The following is an 18,777-nucleotide window of genomic DNA, read 5'->3' as shown; positions in this document are numbered from 1 at the left end:
CGGCCAGGCTGACTGCCGATATTGCCGAATCATTTGTGGGATTTGTGCCGGCTGCCATTTCCAACGCCATCTGTTGCGGGGGTTGCGGCTACATCAATTGCCCGACACGGCTGCTCGATCAGCCCGCCGGCAGCGTTCTCCAGGCGGACGGCCAACTGCCGGGAACGAGGCTGTATGATGGAGCGGACTATGTGCCGAGCGGTCCTGCTCTCTTCGGAGCCTCGATAAGCGATCCGCTATCATCGCGCAACGTAGTGCCCTTGGAGGGGTGGAGCAATCAGTTGCCCGGAGGCGGGGAGACCGGCACCGGAACGATGACGGGCCAGATCGGTATCCTGTCCGGCTCGGTCACCACAGGGGCGGTTGTCTCCAGGACCACCTCGCAGGATCTTGCCGCGGCCACGAACAATCCGATCGTTCTCGAGAACCAGAAGCCCGGCAATCCGGAAAGCGAGTGGGGCATTGTCGGCGCGGGCGACTCGAACATCGAGGGCTTCGCCACCGACATAAGCGTCGATCGCGGCCAGACGATCAGCTTCAAGATCGACACCAATTCCAACAACTATCGGATCGACATCTATCGGCTCGGCTACTATGGCGGCATGGGGGCGCGAAAGGTCGCCACGATTCAGCGCACGGGACTGCAGAACCAGCCCGCGCCTTTGTACAACGCCGCCACCGGCACGGTGGACGCCGGCAATTGGGCCGTATCGGCGTCATGGGCCGTGCCCGCCGATGCTGTCTCCGGCGTCTACATCGCCAAGCTCGTGCGCCAGGACGGAACTGCCGGCCAGAACCACATCCCGTTCATCGTCCGGGACGACAGCAGCCACAGCGACATCGTCTTCCAGACTGCGGATACAACGTGGCAGGCGTATAACGGTTGGGGCGGGGCAAATTTCTACGGCGGCAACGGTCCGGCGACGGGTCAGGGGGCGGGGCGCGCCTATGCGGTCAGCTACAACCGGCCCATCGCGACGCGCGGCGGAGTCGGCACCTATGCCGGCCCGCAGGACTATCTTTTCGGCGTCGAATATGCGGCGATCTACTGGCTCGAGCAGAACGGCTATGACGTCTCCTACATGTCGGGGGTCGACGTTGACCGTTATGGCAGCCTGCTCCTGAATCACAGGATGTATCTCGACGTCGGCCATGACGAGTATTGGTCCGGTCAGCAACGCACCAATGTCGAGGCAGCCCGCGATGCCGGTGTCAACCTGCAGTTCTGGAGCGGCAATGAAGTCTACTGGCGCACCCGCTGGGGCAACGCAATCAGCGCGGACGGCACGCCCTATCGCACGCTGATCTGCTACAAGGAGACATGGTCGCCCAGCGCCAGTATCGATCCTTCCAGCGAGTGGACCGGGACTTTTCGCGATCCACGCCTCAGCCCGCCGGCGATCGGCGGAGGGAATCCGGAGAACTCGCTGACGGGGACGATGTTCCAGGTCGATGACGTCGGTTCCAATCTCCAGGCGATCACGATTCCCTACGATGACGCCAACCTGCGGTTTTGGCGGGACACGAGCGTTGCCAATCTGCAACCCGGTCAGACGGCAACGCTGACGAAGAACTATCTCGGCTACGAGTGGGACGAAGCGCCCGACAATGGTTTTGATCCCGCCGGCCTGATAAAGTTGTCGTCGACGACGATTCCGGTAAGCACTTATCTGCTCGACTACGGAAATACGACCGGCAGCGGCGTCTCGACCCATAATCTGACGCTCTATCGTGCTCCGAGCGGCGCATTGGTCTTCGGTGCTGGAACCGTCTACTGGGCATGGGGCCTGAGCGACAATCACGACCTTCAGCCGACACCCACCGATGCGCGCGTGCAGCAGGCAATGGTCAATCTGCTTGCCGATATGGGCATACAGCCGGGGACGCTGCAGGCCGGGCTTGTCGCCGCAACCGGTTCGACCGACCAGACCGCCCCGACCTCCCTTTTCACGGCGCCCACGAGCGTTGTCGCAGGAAGCACTGTAACGATTTCCGGAACCGCATCGGATATCGGGGGGGTGATCGCCAGCGTCGAGTTCTCGACCGACAACGGCGCAAGCTGGCATCCGGCAACCGGCGACGAGAATTGGACGTATACGTGGACGCCGCAGCTTGCCGGCACCTATACGGTTCGTTCCCGCGCCGTCGATGACAGCGTCAACCTGGAAACGCCTTCCACTGGGCGCACGATCACGGTCAGCGGACCGAGCTATGTCTCGCTGTTCGGATCGGCGACGCCTGCGGTCGTGAGCACCAACGACGCTTCCGCGGTCGAGCTCGGCGTCAGATTCCGCACGTCAGTGGCCGGCACCGTCAGTGGTATCCGCTTCTATAAGGGCAGCCAGAATACCGGCACCCATACCGGCTCGCTGTGGTCCAGCACCGGCGCGCGGCTGGCGACCCTGACATTTACCAACGAAACTGCCAGTGGCTGGCAGAGCGCGACCTTTTCCAGCCCTGTGACGTTGACTCCGGGCGCCACCTACACTGCCTCCTACCACACCAACGTCGGTCGCTACTCCACGACTGCCAACTACTTCACCGCAGATGTTACCAGCGGCCCGCTGACGGCGCCCGCGACCGGCAACGGCGTCTACGCCTATGGCAGCAGCAGCCTGTTCCCGACCAGCACGTTCCAGGCGACGAACTATTGGGTGGACGTGATTTTCGACCCCAGTTCGTCGCCGGGCAACACGGTGCCGACGGCGGTTGCCGACACGGGGGACGCCACCGAGAAGGGCGGCGTCGCCAACGGCTCGGGCGGCGCGCCGGCCACCGGCAACGTGCTCGCCAACGACACCGATCCGGATGCCGGCGACACAAAGACCGTCACCGCGGTCAGCTTCGGTTCGACCAACGGCACGCTCGGCACGGCGCTCAATGGCGCCCATGGCAGCCTCGTGCTCAATGCGTCCGGTGCCTACACCTACACCGTCAACGAGAACTCTGCCGCCGTGCAGGCGCTGCGGCAGTCGACCGACACGCTCACCGACGTCTTCAGCTACACGATGCGGGACACCGCCGGCGCCACCGCCACGGCGACGCTCACCGTCACCATCCACGGCGCCAACGACGCGCCGGTGCTTGCCGTCCAGACCGCCAATCAGAATGCCGCCGTCGGCACCGCCTACTCGCTGGTGCTGCCGGCCAATACCTTCACCGATGCCGACAGCGGCGACACGCTCGCTTATGCGGCCAGCACCACCAGCGGCGCGGCACTTCCCGCCTGGCTGAGTTTCAACGCCGCGACGCGAACCTTCAGCGGCACGCCGACGGCGGCCGATGTCGGCACGCTCGGCATACGGGTGACGGCGACCGATCTCGGCAGCCTCGCCGCCACCGAGACCTTCAACATCACCATATCGACGACGCCGAACACGGCGCCGACGGCGGTTGCCGACGCGGGGGACGCCACCGAAAAGGGCGGCGTCGCCAACGGCTCGGGCGGCGCGCCGGCCACCGGCAACGTGCTCGCCAACGACACCGATCCGGATGCCGGCGACACAAAGACCGTCACCGCGGTCAGCTTCGGTTCGACCAACGGCACGCTCGGCACGGCGCTCAATGGCGCCCATGGCAGCCTCGTGCTCAATGCGTCCGGTGCCTACACCTACACCGTCAACGAGAACTCTGCCGCCGTGCAGGCGCTGCGGCAGTCGACCGACACGCTCACCGACGTCTTCAGCTACACGATGCGGGACACCGCCGGCGCCACCGCCACGGCGACGCTCACCGTCACCATCCACGGCGCCAACGACGCGCCGGTGCTTGCCGTCCAGACCGCCAATCAGAATGCCGCCGTCGGCACCGCCTACTCGCTGGTGCTGCCGGCCAATACCTTCGCCGATGTCGACAGCGGCGACACGCTCACTTATGCGGCCAGCACCACCAGTGGCGCGGCACTTCCCGCCTGGCTGAGTTTCAACGCCGCGACGCGAACCTTCAGCGGCACGCCGACGGCGGCCGATGTCGGCACGCTCGGCATACGGGTGACGGCGACCGATCTCGGCAGCCTCGCCGCCACCGAGACCTTCGACATCGCGGTGTCGACGGCCCCGACGACCTACAGCCTGTTCAGCGCATCCGACACGCCGGCCCAGACCAACCTCAACGACGCACGGCAGATCGAGGTCGGTGTCAAGTTCCAGTCGAATGTTGCCGGCGAGATCACGGCCCTGAAATTCTACCGCAGCCCCGATGATGCCGGCCAGAACGTCCTCGACCTGTGGACGGCGACCGGCACAAGGCTCGCCAGCGCCACCTTCACCAACACCGCGGCAAGCGGCTGGCAGACCGTCGCCCTGGCGACGCCCGTCTCGATCGCCGCCAACACCATCTATGTCGCGTCCTACCACACGACCGGGACCTACGCGTCGACGACCAATTACTTCACCAGCGCCGTGACGAGTGGTCCGCTGACGGCACCTGCGAGTGGCAACGGTGTCTACCGCTACGGTGGCAGCAGCACCACCGGCATCTTCCCGAACAGGACCTTCAAGGCCTCCAACTACTGGGCCGACGTGGTCTTTAGGGCAACGGCGCCGAACACGGTGCCGACGGCGGTTGCCGACACGGGGGACGCCACCGAGAAGGGCGGCGTCGCCAACGGCTCGGGCGGCGCGCCCGCCACCGGCAACGTGCTCGCCAACGACACCGATCCGGATGCCGGCGACACCAAGACCGTCACCGCGGTCAGCTTCGGTTCGACCAACGGCACGCTGGGCACGGCGCTCAATGGCGCCCATGGCAGCCTCGTGCTCAATGCGTCCGGTGCCTACACCTACACCGTCAACGAGAACTCTGCCGCCGTGCAGGCGCTGCGGCAGTCGACCGACACGCTCACCGACGTCTTCAGCTACACGATGCGGGACACCGCCGGCGCCACCGCCACGGCGACGCTCACCGTCACCATCCACGGCGCCAACGACGCGCCGGTGCTTGCCGTCCAGACCGCCAATCAGAATGCCGCCGTCGGCACCGCCTACTCGCTGGTGCTGCCGGCCAATACCTTCACCGATGCCGACAGCGGCGACACGCTCGCTTATGCGGCCAGCACCACCAGCGGCGCGGCACTTCCCGCCTGGCTGAGTTTCAACGCCGCGACGCGAACCTTCAGCGGCACGCCGACGGCGGCCGATGTCGGCACGCTCGGCATACGGGTGACGGCGACCGATCTCGGCAGCCTCGCCGCCACCGAGACCTTCAACATCACCATATCGACGACGCCGAACACGGCGCCGACGGCGGTTGCCGACGCGGGGGACGCCACCGAAAAGGGCGGCGTCGCCAACGGCTCGGGCGGCGCGCCGGCCACCGGCAACGTGCTCGCCAACGACACCGATCCGGATGCCGGCGACACAAAGACCGTCACCGCGGTCAGCTTCGGTTCGACCAACGGCACGCTCGGCACGGCGCTCAATGGCGCCCATGGCAGCCTCGTGCTCAATGCGTCCGGTGCCTACACCTACACCGTCAACGAGAACTCTGCCGCCGTGCAGGCGCTGCGGCAGTCGACCGACACGCTCACCGACGTCTTCAGCTACACGATGCGGGACACCGCCGGCGCCACCGCCACGGCGACGCTCACCGTCACCATCCACGGCGCCAACGACGCGCCGGTGCTTGCCGTCCAGACCGCCAATCAGAATGCCGCCGTCGGCACCGCCTACTCGCTGGTGCTGCCGGCCAATACCTTCGCCGATGTCGACAGCGGCGACACGCTCACTTATGCGGCCAGCACCACCAGCGGCGCAGCACTTCCCGCCTGGCTGAGTTTCAACGCCGCGACGCGAACCTTCAGCGGCACGCCGACGGCGGCCGATGTCGGCACGCTCGGCATACGGGTGACGGCGACCGATCTCGGCAGCCTCGCCGCCACCGAGACCTTCGACATCGCGGTGTCGACGGCCCCGACGACCTACAGCCTGTTCAGCGCATCCGACACGCCGGCCCAGACCAACCTCAACGACGGTCCGCAACTCGAGGTCGGCGTCAAGTTCCAGTCGAATGTTGCCGGCGAGATCACGGCCCTGAAATTCTACCGCAGCCCCGGTGACGCCGGCCAGAACGTCCTCGACCTGTGGACGGCGACCGGCACAAGGCTCGCCAGCGCCACCTTCACCAACACCGCGGCAAGCGGCTGGCAGACCGTCGCCCTGGCGACGCCCGTCTCGATCGCCGCCAACACCATCTATGTCGCGTCCTACCACACGACCGGCACCTATGTGGCGACGGACAACTATTTCACCGGTGCCGTCACGAACGGACCGCTGACAGCACCGTCGAGCGCGAGCGCCGGCGGAAACGGCGTCTACGCCTATGGCGGATCCGCCACGACGGGCCTGTTCCCGACGAACACTTTCGCTTCCGCAAACTACTGGGCCGATGTGGTCTTCCAGCCGCAACTCGTCGCCTGAACCTTCGGCGATTTCCGCCTATGGGCTTCGCCAGGACCGCTCCGGCGTCTGGCCTGCAAGTGCGGAACCGCTGGCGCGGCCCGTCGCGCCTTCAGTATTGAAGGGCGTTGGTGCACGGATCATTCAGCGGACTGTCGTAGGCGGGCGCAAACGCCAGCCGTCGGTCTGCCGCCGCACTGTCCTCAAACATCGTGCCGCCCGCCGCGGCTTATCCGGCGGCCGCGGTCACGATGATCTCGACCTTGTAGTCCGAAGTCGCCAGGCGTGCTTCACTGGTCGCGCGCGCCGGCGGCTGGCCCGGAACCACCCAGGCGTTCCAGACCGCGTTCATTTCCTCGAAGTCGCCGATGTCGGCCAGCCATATGGTGGCCTGAAGCAGACGCGACTTGTCGGTGCCGGCCTCCGCCAGGAGAGCATCGATCCTGGCGAGAACCGCCCTGGTCTGCGCCGTCACGCTTTCGCCCGGCGCGCCCACCTGTCCGGCGAGGAAGACCATGTTTCTGTAAGTCACTGCAGCGCTCGACCGTTCGCTCGGCTTGATCCGGCGGATATCCATTGCTTTCCCTCATGTGTCTGGCGGCCTGACATCGCGCCCGCAAGCCGTGGTGGTTCGGCCCGATCGCCCGTGTCAGGCCAGCACGTGAACGTGCTTCGGATCCCAGGCGACGACGCAATTGTCGCCCGCCGCGATATGCGTCGCGTCGACACCTAGCACGCGTGTGCGGATCGACAGCGGGCCGGATTGGGCGATGATGAGCCGGCTTTCTCCGTAGTTGACCGAATCCCGGATCACCATCTCGCGCTCGTTCGCACCCGCTGCGGCCCTGGCTTGCGGGCGCAGCTTGAAGATCTCGGGCCGCATCATCACGCTCACCGCGCGACCGGCCGGCAGGTCGTGGCGGCCGGTGTCGACATCGCCGAGTCCGGCGACCGAGACGGCGCCGCCTTCCGACATCCGGCCCTCGAAGATGTTGCTGTCACCCACGAAGGAGGCGACGAAGGGCGTCGCCGGCCGGTAATAGACGTCCTCCGGAGCGCCGATCTGCTCGATCTTGCCCCTGTTGAACACGGCGATCCGGTCCGACATCGTCATGGCTTCGGTCTGGTCGTGCGTGACATAGATCATGGTGACGCCGAGTTCGCGATGGATGCGCCGCAGCTCCACCTGCATGTGCTCGCGCAGATTCTTGTCGAGCGCGCCGAGCGGCTCGTCGAGCAGGATCAGGTCTGGCTCGAAGACGAGCGTGCGGGCCAGCGCGACGCGCTGCTGCTGGCCTCCCGAAAGCTGGCGGGGGTAGCGGTCGGACATGCCGGTTAGCCCGACCAGTTCGAGGGCGTGGGCGATCCGGCTGCGGGACCGCTCTTTCGTCTCGCCGCGCATCCTGAGCGGATAGCGCACATTCTCCGCCACGGTCAGATGCGGGAAGAGCGCGTAGTTCTGGAACACCACGCCGATGTTGCGCTTGTAGGGCGGCACATCGACGAGCGAGCGGCCGTTCAGCAGGATCGAACCTTGGGTCGGTGCCTGGAACCCGGCGATCATCATCAGCGTCGTCGTCTTGCCGGAGCCCGACGGGCCGAGGAAGGAGACGAATTCTCCGCGCCTGATGTCGAGGGAAGGAATCTCGACCACATTGGTGCGTCCGTCGTAGGACTTCCGGGCATTGGCGATGGCGAGGATATTGTCGTTCATGGGAGATCTCCCTGGAGCAATTCCATCAAGGTGCGCAGCGGTCTCGGGTCAGGAACTGCGTGAAACGAAGGGCACGCTCTAGGCGCCGGCGGGCGCCAGCCTGGCGCGGACGAGCCGCGCGGCCGCGGCCATGCCGACGCCGGCAAGGACCAGGGCGAAGAGGATCGACGAGGCGGCCGCGATCACGGGATCGGCGTCCATGGAGAAGCTGTTGAACATCTGCCGGGGCAGCGTCGCCGTGTCGCGGCCGGAGATGAACAGCGCGATCACGGACTCGTCGAAGGAGTTGATGAAGGTGAAGAAGGCCGCGACGAGGAAAGCCGGCCGCATCACCGGAAGCGTCACCGTCCGGAATGTGGTCAGCGGATCGGACCCGAGCGAGGCGGCGGCGCGCTCCAGATTGGCGTCGAAGCTCTGCAGCGCCGCGGTCAGGATGAGCGTCGCGATCGGGATGGTGATAGAGACATGGGCGAGGACCACGCCGGCATAGGTCTGCACGAGGCCGATCTCGCCGAAGAACATATAGTAGGCGAAGGCCAGCACGATGTGCGGCACCAGCAGGGGCATCAAGAGGAGCAAGCGGAACGCCCGCTTGCCGAAGAACTCCAGCCTGACCAGCGCGAAGGCGGCCGGGGTGGCGATAAGCAGCGTCAGCAGCGTCGTGCAGGACGCAGTGATCAGGCTGTTCATCAGCGGTCCGGTCCAGTTCGGCTCGGAAAAGAACGCTCTGTAGTAGCCGATCCAGAAGCCCGGCGGCGGGAACTGCAGCGAGGGTGCCGAACTGAACGACATCGGCACCACGATCAGTGTCGGCCAGAACAGGAAGTTGGCGGTCAGGAAGGCGAGGGCGCGGGCAAACATGCTATCGCCTCCAGATCTTCTCGATGTCGAAGAAGGCGTTGTAGACGCTGAAGAGCACGAGGGTGAAGACGAGCAGGATCATCGAGGAAGCCGATGCTCCGCCGAAATCGAGGAACTGCTCCATCTGCTCGGCTATGAGCCCGGAGATCATCATGTCGCGCGGGCTGCCGATCAGGATCGGCGTGACGTAGAAGCCCATGCAGGTGATGAAGACCAGCGTCACGCCGTTGATGATGCCGGGGGCGCTGAGCGGCAGGAAGACGGTGAGGAAGGCACGCGCGGGCGTGGCGCCCAGGCTCCCGGCGGCCTGGAGATAGGCCCCATCGATGCGGCGCATGACGGCGTAGAGCATGAACACCATGAGCGGCGTCAGCATCTGGGTCATGGCGAGCGTCGACGCGAAGGAGGTGTAGAGCAGGCGCGGCGGCGGGTTCCAGCCGAAGGCCGCGAGTGCCGCCTGGGCCGGACCATTGTTGCTGAAGATCACCATCCAGGCATAGGTGCGCACGAGGAAGTTCGTCCAGAAACTCAGCGCAACGATCAGAAGCAGGATGTTGCCGAAGGCCGAGTTCCGCGTCGCCGCCACATAGGCGACCGGATAGGCGACGAAGAGTGCGCAGATGGTGACGGTGCCCGCGGTCAGGACCGTCTCGGCAAGGATGCCGAGCGCCCTGGGCGAGGAGAAGAACTTCACATAGTTGCCGAACCCCGGTGCCGGCTCGGTAAAGCTCATCCAGGCGATGAGCGTCAGCGGCACCACGAAGAACAGGCCGAGGAAGACCAGCGGCGGCAGATAGAGCAGCGCGGGAGAGAACAGCCCGAAACGCCGCCTTCGCAGCTCCGGCTCCGGTGCGGGTGTTGTTCTTTGCGTCACGGCGGGCGTGAATTCTCTCTCGCGCATGTTCATGGGATCACGCGCCGATCCACTCGTCGAAGCGGCGCTGTATCTCGTCGATCTGCGGCGAGATCTTCTCGACGTCGAAGAACACGACCTGATCCTTGTACAGCGGGGAGGTGACGGCCTTGGCGGCCTCTTCGGCGGTCAGGAACTTGAACGCTTCGGGATTGACCGGTCCCGATCCGCTTTCGACGGCAAAGTGGGCGACGCGTTCGGGTTGCACGGCGAAACGCACGAAATCCCATCCGGCCTGCGATCGCGGGGTGCCTTTCGCCACGACCCAGAACGCGGTGTCGACGAGCGCCTGGTTCCACACGATCTCGGCCGGCGTGCCTTCGTCCATCGCTGTCCGGGCATAGTCCGGCCACATGCCGATCGCGTCGACCTCTCCGTCGCGGATGATCTGGGTCGACTGCGGGCCCTGGGTCCACCAGATCGCGATATGCTCCTTGAGTTTGTCGAGCGACTTGAAGGCGCGATCGAGGTCGTAGGGGAAAAGGTCCTTTGGCGCGACTCCATCCGCCATCAGCGCAATGCCGAGTGCGCGGGCTGCATAGCGCTGGAGCGACCGGTCGCCCGGGAATTTCTGCAGGTCCCAGAACTCGGCCCAGTTCTGCGGGCCGCCATTGGGGTAGACGTCCTTGCGATAGACGATGGCGTTGCCGAAGGCGTGGGAGGCGATACCGTTGGCGACAAGACCGCCTTCGAACAGGTCGTTCGCCGAGACACGGCCCTCCGCCTTCTCGATCAACTCGGCGTTGTTGGCACGTCCGAGATCGGCGACGCCGAGGGTGGTGACGTCGAATTCGTAGACGCCGGTGCGGACCTGGGCGGCAAGCTTCGCGAATGAAACCGGCGATACTGTACGAATTTCGACCCCCGTCTCGGCCGTGAAGGGATCGAACAGGTTCTTGCGGGCGGCCTTTTCCCAACCGCCGCCCCAGGTGTTGACATAAAGCACCTTCTCTTCGGCGTAGGCACGGTGAACGTAAGGCATTGCGACAGCGCCGATCGCCGCGGCCGATGCCGACTTGATGAACTGCCGGCGCGTGAAGCCGCGCCCCTTGTCATGCACGTAACCCATGGAACTCTCCCTGTTTCTATGGTTCCCCGCGCGGCCTATCCAAAATTCGCCGCGTAGACGCGAAGCCAGTTTTCGGCACTGACCTTCGCGATCTCTTCCCTGCTGAAGCCGACGCGCCCGAGCGCGGTCGGGACTTCGGCGAGGTTGTAGACCTCCGGCAGCCACTCCGGCGGCTTGGAAGGCCCGGAATTCGTCTTGGAGCCCGCCCCATATTGCTCCGTGCGCGTCCAGCGGCCGTAACGCATCCAGTCGAGTTCGGCCTGGCCGACATAGTGGCTGTCGTCGGTGCCGAAGCCGACATGGTCGACGCCGACGATGTCGACCGTGCGGGCGACCATCTCCGCCCATCCGTCTACCGAAGCGCAGGCGCTTTCGGGCGTGATGTTGCGGTAGGTGGCGCAGCCGACCACGCCGCCCTTGGCGGCGAGCGCCTTCAATACCTCGTCGCTTTTGTTGCGCCTGTGCGGGAAGAGCGACGCGGCATTGGCGTGGGTTATGGCAATCGGCTTTTCGGATTCCTCGATCGCGTCGAGCGTGGTCCTGTCGCCGACATGCGAGCAGTCGACCAGGATGCCGTGGCGGTTCATCTCGCGCACGACCTCGCGGCCGAAGCGCGACAACCCGGTGTCGACCGGCTCATAGCAGGAGCTGCCGACGTCGTTCTGGATATTGTAGGTGAGCTGCGTCACCCGCACACCGAGTGCGGCGAAGAGCTCGACATAGCGGATCCGTCCCTCGAAATGGCCGGAGTTCTGGAAGCCGAGCACGAACGCCACCTTGCCCTCCCGCCGAGCCTGGCGGATGTCGGCGGTGGTCCGGGCGATCTTCATCAGATCCGCATTGGCGCGCTCCAGATCGTACCATTCGGCGACCGAATCGAATCCCTCGACGGCGCCGCCCCAGAAACCGAGCGTCGGGGTCACGCAGCCGAAGCCGCCCGCCACCAGCTTCTCGATGACCTTGCGGTCGAAACGACCGCATTGCAGCGCGTCGATCAGCATCGTCCTGTCATGGGCGGTCATCGTCTGAACTCCAGGGCTTCGGCTGTCAGCATCGAGATGTCCTCATGTGCGAATTCTTCGTCGTGCTCGCCGACCACCGTTCCGTCCGGCTTGATCATGAAGGCGCCGGTGTGAGTGCGCGAAATCACCGTGTCCTCGGCGAGCGCGTTGCTCGACAGGTGGAACAGGTGAAACCAGAGATCCCGGCGGACCGGGATGCCTTGTCGGCGGATGCGGTCGAGTACGGTCTGGCGGGACGGATCGCGTGCACCGACTTCGATCCTCACCGAGCCGTCGTCACCTGCCGTGGCGGTTGCGGAAAGTTCGTGTTTCTCGGCGATCGCAGCGACGACACCGAGTTCGGCCGGCTCGACCGCGTTGACGACGGTCACGGCGCCGGCACCCTTGCGCCGGTATTCGTCGATGGCGAGGTCAAGCGCCGGCTCGGCGATGAGCCAGGCGTGGCGGCCTCCGGCGTCGATGCGGATGGCGTCGCCGGCTTCGATGATCGAGATCGGCGCCGATGGCGACGATGCGAGGAGCGCTATCTGGCGCTCGAGATCCTCACAGCCGGACGGGCCGAGCGCGGCGGAATAGACGCCGCAGTCCATGACCGAGAAGATCATGCCGGGCTCCACGCCTTTCCACTGCACGAGGCGTTCGAGCACCATGCGGCTTTCGCGCAGAGTTGCGTTCATCGGGTCGAGGAAGGGAGCGTTCATAGGACAGGCTCGGCCGGATGGAACCAGTGGGGATCGATTGAGCCGGTGGCGACCTCCGCTGGAAGCGGTGCGCCCTGCATGAGCACGCCGCGCAGCACGCGGCCCATCGCATCCTGCGTCTTGTCGAGGCCGTGGATGGCGCCGTTGAGCAGCCGGGTCATGTGGGCGGGAATGAAATCCTCGCTCATGATGTCGGCATGGGGGGAATGATAGGGCAGGCCTCTCAGCGCCTGGACCCGCGCCACGATGCGGCGGTGTTGCGGGCGTGTGAGCAGGAAGCGGGCCACACTGCTTCGCGGCCCGGTCTCGGCGAGGTCGTGGTCGAGGGCAACCACGAGGCGCGGCAGGTCGAGCCCGAGGTTGAAGGCGTCGGGTGCTTCTTCGCGCAAGCCCCGCCTCGGTTCCTCGGCATTGGCGGATTTGTACCAGACATAGCGCCTGGACCGTTCCGACGTCAGGTCCATGCCGAAGGCCCAGCCATAGTCGGCGTGGATGATCTCGCGCAGCCGGGCAACCGACATTTCCGGCTTGCCGATCAGTTCCTCATCGACGGCGAGCGTGTCGACGAGCTGGTCGGCATAGTCCGGCACGAGCTCGATAAGGGCCGAATTGAAGGTTTCGACCGCATCGGCGACATAGCGGCCCTCGAGCGATGCGGCGAAGTCGGCCAGCGGCAGGATCGGCCCGGGCAGGCCGGCGTCGGAACGCTCCTTGAACAGGACGAGCTCCTTGCGGATCCCCCTGAGGTCGTCGGCGATAGTCCGGCTCGGGGTGAAGTCGGTATATTGCGTGCGATCCTGTTCGCGGTAGACGATCGCCTTGTCGATCAGCCGCAGCAGCAGTTCGACCTTGCCGTCGCCCCTGACGACGTCGGACAGCTTCGCCTGGGCGAGCGCCTGCTCATGCGCCCTCAGCCAGCGGTCGACGAGGCGCGGATGGTTGTTCACATAGAACATCAGGCCGAGTGCCGAGCCGTTGCCGACGCCGAGATAGCGCGCCATCTGTTCGTCGAGTTCGACCGCGGTGGACCCGCCCTCGGCGCGCGCCAGGTGATGGGCGAGGTCCAGCGCGAAGACCCGCATCATATAGGCAGTCAGCATCTGGGCGCTCAGCGAAGGCCGCAGCGGATGGCCCGGCGCAAAGGCGAGGAAGCTTTTGGTTCCGAAGGTCCCGTTGCCGTCGAGGCCGGTGTTGCGCATGATGTAGGTGGCTTCGGCGAGCTCGGCCGTATCGGGCTGGCGGCCGGCCGCCAACGCCGCGACCGTGGAATCGAAGACCCGGCCGCTGCGGTTGGAGCGGCACCAGATCAGCGTCTCCGGCGCGGCGCGGCCGTGATAGAGAAGCGGCATCTCCTGCCCGACCAGCTCTATGTCGCGCTCGGTCACTTCCCCTTCGATCAGGGACCCCATCATGTCCCAGGCCGTGCCGATGATGCGACCGGTACGGCCTTTGGCGGTCGGCTCGAAGGAGTGGACCACGAAGGAGAACACGCAGCTTCCCGCCTCGATCCGGTAGAGCGCGATGCCGCGCGCCTTGTGGTCGAGGTCGAAACGCTGCCGGGTGATCGTCCAGCGTCCCCTGGCTGCCCTGGCGATGATCGAGCGGGTCGCGCTGACGCGCGAGGGCTGCAGCGCGGCAAGCCGTTCGGGCCGCATCAGCACCGACGGCTCGCGCATCAGCGATTGCGGCCGGTAGGCGCCGCTCTCGTCGAGTTTGTGATCAATGATGGCGTTCATTCTCGGAGTGCTTTCGCTCGTCTTTTCCAAGGTCTTGTTCTGAAGCGATCGGGCTCAGCGTTCCTTGCCCTGCAGCAGCGCAGTCAGCCGCCTGGAGGTTCTCACCAGCGGTTCGACAAGTGCCGGTGCGTTGATGCGACTCACCGGCCCGACCAGCGACAGAGCAGCGATGCAGGCGTTGCGGTGGTCGAAGACCGGGGCCGCCACGGCGCGCACATCGCCCGTATTGTCGGAGAAGGCGTAGCCGTCGGCCCGCACCTTCTCGCAGGTCGCCTCGTCGGGCACCTTGTCGGCCTGGGCGCGGATCATCCTGGCGCTGTGTTCGTCGGCGAAGGCGAACAGCACCTTGCCCGAGGCGGAGTTGTGCAGTGGAAACCCTGTGCCGACCGGCTGGCGGGCGCGCAGCAGGCCGCCTTCCTCGGCACGCTGGACGATATAGGGCTGACCGCCCTGCAGGACCGCGAGCGACGCGGTTTCCCTGGCCTCGGCGGCGAGTTCCTTGAGCAGCGGTACAGTGCGTTCGCCGAGATTGGCCTGCTCAAGCGCCGCCCCGCCAATGCCGACGGCCTTCAGGCTGAGCCGGTAGCGGCTCTCCTCGATCTGCTCCACCCAGCCGGCTTCGACCAGGGTCAGCAGGCGCTGATAGGCGGTCGGCCGGGAGATGGCGAGGTGATCGGCCAGCTCGAACAGCTTTACCCCCCGCGGGAACGTCGCCAGCGCATCGAGGACCTCCATCGTCTTCAGCACCGTCGACAGCGGCCGAACGCCGTTCGTCTGAGTCTCGGATATTCTATTTGAATATTCAGTATCCATATACAATATCCTGCAAATAATTTGATCCATGTCAACGCGAAAACCGCCGTCTTCTGCCTCGCGACGACGGCCTTCTTGCGTAAGCGTCTGTTTCGTCTGTCTTTCCGGCGTTCTGCCACGTGGCTTACTGGAGGCACATGACCGGCTGGGGTCGACCCGGAGTGCGGTACATTGCAAAATACATATTATATGATAATAAAAGTTGGTTGGCGGAGAACAGTACCTGGCGCCGGAAGGTCTGGGGTCCGGTCATAGGGAGGAGTACGGCTATGGCAATCACGCCCAGGTTCGATCTGGAGGGGAAGACGGTGTTCGTCACCGGCGCGTCGCGCGGCATCGGGCGCGCCTGTGCGCTGGCTTGCGCCGGATCGGGCGCCGACGTCATCGTCGGAGTCCGTGGGCTCGCCGACGGCGCGGCACTCGCCGCCGAGATCGAGGGGTTGGGCCGGCGCGCCGTTGCGGTCGAGTTGGACCTTGCCGATCTCGCGACCGTGCGCGGTGCCGTTGCGGCCGCCGTTGCCGCCTTCGGCCGCATCGACGTGCTCGTCAACAATGTCGGAGTCGGTCCCGAGAACCTGGCCGAGAACGTGACCGAGGAGGATTTCGACTTCACCGTCGGGATCAACCTCAAGGGCACCTTCTTCACGACCCAGGCCGTCGGCCGGCTGATGATTGCCCGGAGATCAGGGCGCATCGTGAATATCAGTTCGCAGGCCGGAACGGTGACGCTGAAGGGCGAGGCGATCTACTGCATGACCAAGGCGGCCATAAACCATCTGACACGCTGCCTCGCCGCCGAATGGGCGCAATACGGCATCGCCGTCAACAGCGTGGCGCCCACCTTCATCTGGACCGATGGAACGCGCCCCAGCCTGTCCGATCCGACGTTCCACGCTGCTGTGCTTGGCCATATACCGCTCGGCCGGATCGGCGACCCCATCGACGTTGCCGGCACGGTCGTCTTCCTGGCTTCGCCGGCCGCGTCGCTGATCACCGGTGCCAACATACTGGTCGACGGCGGCTGGTCGGTGGCATGACGCGAGCCCTGCCTCCCTTCCGTAGACAGGACCGGCATGCTCCGCGCGAGAAGGAGGAGCCCCGAGGTCGCCCCTCTGCAACTCCCGCGATGACGCGAGGATCAGACTCCTCGCGGGAGAGGAGGAACGCCTCAATCGTTGTGGATATGGTCCTTCATATAGGCGACCGTGTCGCCGAGCAGTCGATGCATCGCGGCGCGCGCGCCTTCGGCATCGCCGGCCTTGATCGCCTCCATCACCTTGCGGTGCTGCGGCAGGAAGATGACGAAGGATTCGCGCGAGAAGCGGTGGCTGATGAACAGGCCGACACCGATCAGGTTGCCCATCTGCAGAAGCAGCGGGTTGTGTCCGGCGGCCAGGATGCCGCGGTGGAAGCGCAGATCCGCCTCGATGCCGGGGACGGTCGCCTGGCTCGCTTCGACCATCGCAGCGAACGCCGCCTCTATCTCCTCGAGATCCTCAGGCGTGGCCCTGACGGCCGCCAGGGCAGCCGCTTCGGGTTCGATCATCTTGCGGATCTCGAAAAGCTCGCCGAAGAATTGCACCGGCGGCATTGCGCTATAGCGCCAACTGAGGACCTCGCCGTCCAGCAGGTTCCAATGCACCGGCGGCAGGGCGCGGATGCCGGTCCGCGTCTTGGATTCGAGCAGGCCCTTGGCCGCCAGCGTCTTCACCGCCTCGCGGATGACCGAGCGGCTGACGCCGTATTCGCGTTCGAGATCGGCCTCCTTCGGGAAGGGCTCGTCGGGCCGGAGATCGCCGCGGACGATGCGGATGCCCAGTTCCTCGACCACCTGGGCAAACAGGTTGCGCTTGCGGCCGGAGCCGATCCGAAGCGAGGGGGCGGATTTGTCGTTCATACACTTGATTTCTAGGGCTGCTTGGCCTCGCTTGACAAGCGTCCATGATAATTTATCATATAAAAAGATAATAGAATAATTTGGTGGCCGACAGACGATCGAGCGCTTCCATGACCGCAGCGGCATCCAAGCCAGGACCTGACGAACCCATCCTTGCGATGCGCGGCATCCTCAAGAGATTCCCCGGGGTCGTGGCGCTCCAGTACGTCGATCTCGACGTCCGCCGCGGGGAGGTGCTGGGGCTGATTGGCGAGAACGGCGCCGGCAAGTCGACGCTGATGAAGATCCTGTCCGGTGCCTATCAGGCCGATGCCGGCGAAATCGTCATGGGCGGCGAACGGATCGCGCGCCCGACGCCGCAGCGGATGCTGGAGCTCGGCATCTCGGTTATCTATCAGGAGATGATGCTGGCGCCCCATCTGACGGTCGCCGAGAATCTCTGCCTCGGACGTTTGCCGACGAACCGCTACGGCCTGGTCGACTGGACGGCAACCCGCCGCAACAGTCTGGAAACAATGGCCCGCCTCGGCTTCAACGTCGACCCCGACGCTCGCCTCGACAGCCTGAGCGTGGCGCAGCGCCAGATGGTGGAGATCGCCAGCGCATTGTCGCGCCATGCGCGGCTGGTCATCCTCGACGAACCCTCGGCGGTGCTGGGCGGCGCCGAGCTCGACCGGCTGTTCGAGGTCATAAGGAAGCTCGCAAGGGAGGGTGTCGGCTTCGTCTATATTTCCCACCGGCTGCAGGAGGTGTTTCGCATCTGCGATCGCGTGACCGTGCTACGCGACGGCGCCGTCGTCGGCACGCATGCCGTAGCGGATGTGGACGCTGCGACGCTCATCCGCATGATGGTCGGGCGCCAGCTCGCCGATATCTATCCCTTGCGCGACCGCCGGCCCGGTCGCGAGGTGCTGAGCGTCCGAGGCCTGAACCGGCCGCGGGTCCTCCGTGGAATCGATCTCGATATCAGCTCGGGCGAGATCCTCGGCATTTGCGGCATGGCCGGCTCGGGTCGCACCGAGCTGCTGAGGGCGCTCGTCGGTGCCGATCCGGCGGTCTGCGCGTCCTGGCGCCTTGGCGATGGCGAACGCCGGCCGTCCGGGCCGCGTGAAGCGATCGCCAACGGCATGGTGCTCCTGCCCGAAGACCGCAAGACCGAGGGCTGCTTCCTGCCGCAGAGCGTCGCCTTCAACATCACCATCTCCCGGCTGGGCGCCCTGACGCGGAACGGGCTTCTGAGCGAGGACAGCGAACGCGACGCGGTGGCGGCTCTCATTCGTCGCCTCGGCATCCGCACGCCGGGACCGGCTGCCCGGATCCGCGATCTCAGCGGCGGCAACCAGCAGAAATGCCTGATCGCCCGCAGTCTCAACGCCGACTGCGCCATCCTGCTGATCGACGAGCCGACGCGCGGCGTCGATGTCGGCGCCAAACGCGAAATTTATCAGCTTCTGGCTGATCTGGCCGATGGGCATGGCGCGGCGATCGTCATCGTTTCCTCCGAACTGCCCGAGATTCTCGGCCTTTGCGACCGCATCGTCGTCATGCGCGACGGTCGGATCGCCGGCCGTTTCGATCGCGGCGCGGCGACCGAGGAGAGCCTGTTGGCCGCCGCGCTTGGCGCCGACGCGGCGCAGGCTGCTTGAGGGGCGAGGA

The 18,777-nt window shown here is 65.6% G+C and carries 13 protein-coding genes; 3 read left to right on the top strand and 10 right to left on the bottom strand.

The genetic code is table 11. The features are described 5' to 3' along the window. Positions 1 to 314 precede the first annotated feature (314 nt). Entirely contained in the window at positions 315 to 6,416 is a 6,102-nt protein-coding gene (locus tag JN302_RS04705; RefSeq protein ID WP_342215921.1) for a DUF4082 domain-containing protein, read from the top strand. A gap of 208 nt (positions 6,417 to 6,624) precedes the next feature. Here JN302_RS04705 and JN302_RS04700 read toward each other — a convergent pair whose 3' ends face one another. From JN302_RS04700 to JN302_RS04660, 9 genes are all read right to left on the bottom strand, one after another. Then, positions 6,625 to 6,972, bottom strand: a complete 348-nt coding sequence (locus tag JN302_RS04700) for a RidA family protein (protein WP_202332078.1) — start codon at positions 6,970 to 6,972, stop codon at positions 6,625 to 6,627. 72 nt (positions 6,973 to 7,044) lie between these two features. Beyond that, positions 7,045 to 8,109 carry an ABC transporter ATP-binding protein gene (locus tag JN302_RS04695; RefSeq protein ID WP_202332076.1) on the bottom strand — a complete coding sequence of 355 codons (1,065 nt, stop codon included), beginning with the start codon at positions 8,107 to 8,109 and terminating at the stop codon, positions 7,045 to 7,047. Between the two features lie 78 nt (positions 8,110 to 8,187). After that, entirely contained in the window at positions 8,188 to 8,970 is a 783-nt protein-coding gene (locus JN302_RS04690; protein ID WP_202332074.1) for an ABC transporter permease, read from the bottom strand. 1 nt (position 8,971) lies between these two features. Beyond that, the gene (locus tag JN302_RS04685; protein ID WP_244846196.1) at positions 8,972 to 9,877 is read right to left on the bottom strand and encodes an ABC transporter permease; all 906 of its coding nucleotides are present in this window, start codon (positions 9,875 to 9,877) and stop codon (positions 8,972 to 8,974) included. Positions 9,878 to 9,881: 4 nt separating this feature from the next. Further along, complete coding sequence (locus tag JN302_RS04680; protein WP_202332072.1) at positions 9,882 to 10,952, bottom strand: extracellular solute-binding protein; 1,071 nt, start codon at positions 10,950 to 10,952, stop codon at positions 9,882 to 9,884. 35 nt (positions 10,953 to 10,987) lie between these two features. Beyond that, positions 10,988 to 11,953 carry a membrane dipeptidase gene (locus JN302_RS04675; protein ID WP_202334188.1) on the bottom strand — a complete coding sequence of 322 codons (966 nt, stop codon included), beginning with the start codon at positions 11,951 to 11,953 and terminating at the stop codon, positions 10,988 to 10,990. Positions 11,954 to 11,970: 17 nt separating this feature from the next. After that, complete coding sequence (locus JN302_RS04670) at positions 11,971 to 12,675, bottom strand: hypothetical protein (RefSeq protein ID WP_202332070.1); 705 nt, start codon at positions 12,673 to 12,675, stop codon at positions 11,971 to 11,973. After that, positions 12,672 to 14,411 (bottom strand): hypothetical protein, encoded by a 1,740-nt coding sequence (locus JN302_RS04665; protein ID WP_202332068.1) that lies wholly within the window; start codon positions 14,409 to 14,411, stop codon positions 12,672 to 12,674. Before JN302_RS04665 ends, JN302_RS04670 begins: the two co-directional genes overlap by 4 nt. A gap of 54 nt (positions 14,412 to 14,465) precedes the next feature. Beyond that, positions 14,466 to 15,224, bottom strand: coding sequence for an IclR family transcriptional regulator (locus JN302_RS04660; RefSeq protein WP_244846194.1), 759 nt, complete (start codon positions 15,222 to 15,224; stop codon positions 14,466 to 14,468). Between the two features lie 269 nt (positions 15,225 to 15,493). Between JN302_RS04660 and JN302_RS04655 the strand changes: the two genes are divergently transcribed. Beyond that, on the top strand, positions 15,494 to 16,261 hold the full coding sequence (locus tag JN302_RS04655; RefSeq protein ID WP_202332064.1) for an SDR family NAD(P)-dependent oxidoreductase: 768 nt from the start codon (positions 15,494 to 15,496) through the stop codon (positions 16,259 to 16,261). A 131-nt stretch (positions 16,262 to 16,392) separates the two neighbouring features. On the opposite strand, the gene JN302_RS04650 is transcribed toward JN302_RS04655, so the two are convergent. Further along, the gene (locus JN302_RS04650) at positions 16,393 to 17,121 is read right to left on the bottom strand and encodes a FadR/GntR family transcriptional regulator (RefSeq protein WP_202310322.1); all 729 of its coding nucleotides are present in this window, start codon (positions 17,119 to 17,121) and stop codon (positions 16,393 to 16,395) included. Positions 17,122 to 17,231: 110 nt separating this feature from the next. Here JN302_RS04650 and JN302_RS04645 point away from each other — a divergent pair, with 110 nt between their 5' ends. Beyond that, a complete protein-coding gene (locus JN302_RS04645; protein WP_202310321.1) occupies positions 17,232 to 18,767 on the top strand; it encodes a sugar ABC transporter ATP-binding protein in 1,536 nt (511 codons plus the stop codon). Positions 18,768 to 18,777: the final 10 nt, after the last annotated feature.

It is taken from the genome of Mesorhizobium sp. L-8-3, assembly GCF_016756615.1.
In the GTDB taxonomy this organism is placed as follows: domain Bacteria; phylum Pseudomonadota; class Alphaproteobacteria; order Rhizobiales; family Rhizobiaceae.
The sequence above is the reverse complement of the archived record's forward strand: the minus strand, read 5'-3'. Positions and strand labels throughout refer to the sequence as shown.

Bases quoted from the DNA above. Each gene is read 5' to 3' on its own strand.
- JN302_RS04705 (WP_342215921.1), top strand. From the start codon at position 315: ATGACGGGCCAGATCGGTATCCTGTCCGGCTCGGTCACCACAGGGGCG.
- JN302_RS04700 (WP_202332078.1), bottom strand. From the start codon at position 6,972: ATGGATATCCGCCGGATCAAGCCGAGCGAACGGTCGAGCGCTGCAGTG.
- JN302_RS04695 (WP_202332076.1), bottom strand. From the start codon at position 8,109: ATGAACGACAATATCCTCGCCATCGCCAATGCCCGGAAGTCCTACGAC.
- JN302_RS04690 (WP_202332074.1), bottom strand. From the start codon at position 8,970: ATGTTTGCCCGCGCCCTCGCCTTCCTGACCGCCAACTTCCTGTTCTGG.
- JN302_RS04685 (WP_244846196.1), bottom strand. From the start codon at position 9,877: ATGAACATGCGCGAGAGAGAATTCACGCCCGCCGTGACGCAAAGAACA.
- JN302_RS04680 (WP_202332072.1), bottom strand. From the start codon at position 10,952: ATGGGTTACGTGCATGACAAGGGGCGCGGCTTCACGCGCCGGCAGTTC.
- JN302_RS04675 (WP_202334188.1), bottom strand. From the start codon at position 11,953: ATGCTGATCGACGCGCTGCAATGCGGTCGTTTCGACCGCAAGGTCATC.
- JN302_RS04670 (WP_202332070.1), bottom strand. From the start codon at position 12,675: ATGAACGCTCCCTTCCTCGACCCGATGAACGCAACTCTGCGCGAAAGC.
- JN302_RS04665 (WP_202332068.1), bottom strand. From the start codon at position 14,411: ATGAACGCCATCATTGATCACAAACTCGACGAGAGCGGCGCCTACCGG.
- JN302_RS04660 (WP_244846194.1), bottom strand. From the start codon at position 15,224: ATGGATACTGAATATTCAAATAGAATATCCGAGACTCAGACGAACGGC.
- JN302_RS04655 (WP_202332064.1), top strand. From the start codon at position 15,494: ATGGCAATCACGCCCAGGTTCGATCTGGAGGGGAAGACGGTGTTCGTC.
- JN302_RS04650 (WP_202310322.1), bottom strand. From the start codon at position 17,121: ATGAACGACAAATCCGCCCCCTCGCTTCGGATCGGCTCCGGCCGCAAG.
- JN302_RS04645 (WP_202310321.1), top strand. From the start codon at position 17,232: ATGACCGCAGCGGCATCCAAGCCAGGACCTGACGAACCCATCCTTGCG.